This is a genomic window from Streptomyces sp. NPDC041068, assembly GCF_040647455.1.
Lineage (GTDB): Bacteria > Actinomycetota > Actinomycetes > Streptomycetales > Streptomycetaceae > Streptomyces.
This window is the reverse complement of the sequence record NZ_JBEZCG010000049.1, coordinates 3,109-4,647: the sequence shown is the minus strand read 5'-3', so window position 1 is coordinate 4,647 and position 1,539 is coordinate 3,109. Positions and strand designations below refer to the sequence as shown.

Annotated in this window: 1 rRNA gene (only partly in view); it reads right to left on the bottom strand. The window is 56.1% G+C overall.

The annotated features are described in order from the left end of the window. Window positions 1-33: 33 nt before the first annotated feature. Window positions 34-1,539 (bottom strand): 23S ribosomal RNA (locus AB0B50_RS44560); it runs 1,377 nt beyond the window's last position.

Here is a 1,539-nt window from a genome sequence, read left to right as displayed (position 1 = left end):
GTTTCAGAACCAACACAGTGGACGCGAGCAACTGAGGACAAGCCCTCGGCCTATTAGTACCAGTCACCTCCACCCGTTACCGGGCTTCCAGATCTGGCCTATCAACCCAGTCGTCTACTGGGAGCCTTAACCCCTCAAAGGGGGTGGGAATACTCATCTCGAAGCAGGCTTCCCGCTTAGATGCTTTCAGCGGTTATCCTTTCCGAACGTAGCCAACCAGCCATGCCCTTGGCAGGACAACTGGCACACCAGAGGTTCGTCCGTCCCGGTCCTCTCGTACTAGGGACAGCCCTTCTCAATATTCCTACGCGCACAGAGGATAGGGACCGAACTGTCTCACGACGTTCTAAACCCAGCTCGCGTACCGCTTTAATGGGCGAACAGCCCAACCCTTGGGACCGACTCCAGCCCCAGGATGCGACGAGCCGACATCGAGGTGCCAAACCATCCCGTCGATATGGACTCTTGGGGAAGATCAGCCTGTTATCCCCGGGGTACCTTTTATCCGTTGAGCGACGGCGCTTCCACAAGCCACCGCCGGATCACTAGTCCCGACTTTCGTCCCTGCTCGACCCGTCGGTCTCACAGTCAAGCTCCCTTGTGCACTTACACTCAACACCTGATTACCAACCAGGCTGAGGGAACCTTTGGGCGCCTCCGTTACCCTTTGGGAGGCAACCGCCCCAGTTAAACTACCCATCAGACACTGTCCCTGATCCGGATCACGGACCGAGGTTAGACATCCAGCACGACCAGAGTGGTATTTCAACGACGACTCCACGAACACTGGCGTGCCCGCTTCAAAGTCTCCCACCTATCCTACACAAGCCGAACCGAACACCAATATCAAACTGTAGTAAAGGTCCCGGGGTCTTTCCGTCCTTCTGCGCGAAACGAGCATCTTTACTCGTAGTGCAATTTCACCGGGCCTATGGTTGAGACAGTCGAGAAGTCGTTACGCCATTCGTGCAGGTCGGAACTTACCCGACAAGGAATTTCGCTACCTTAGGATGGTTATAGTTACCACCGCCGTTTACTGGCGCTTAAGTTCTCAGCTTCGCACGCCCGAAAGCGCACTAACCGGTCCCCTTAACGTTCCAGCACCGGGCAGGCGTCAGTCCGTATACATCGCCTTACGGCTTCGCACGGACCTGTGTTTTTAGTAAACAGTCGCTTCTCGCTGGTCTCTGCGGCCACCCCCAGCTCAGACAGTAAATGTCATCACCGGTGATGGCCCCCCTTCTCCCGAAGTTACGGGGGCATTTTGCCGAGTTCCTTAACCATAGTTCACCCGAACGCCTCGGTATTCTCTACCTGACCACCTGAGTCGGTTTAGGGTACGGGCCGCCATGAAACTCGCTAGAGGCTTTTCTCGACAGCATAGGATCATCCACTTCACCACAATCGGCTCGGCATCAGGTCTCACCCTTGATGAGTGGCGGATTTGCCTACCACTCGGGCTACACCCTTACCCCGGGACAACCACCGCCCGGGCTGGACTACCTTCCTGCGTCACCCCATCACTCACCTACTACAAGT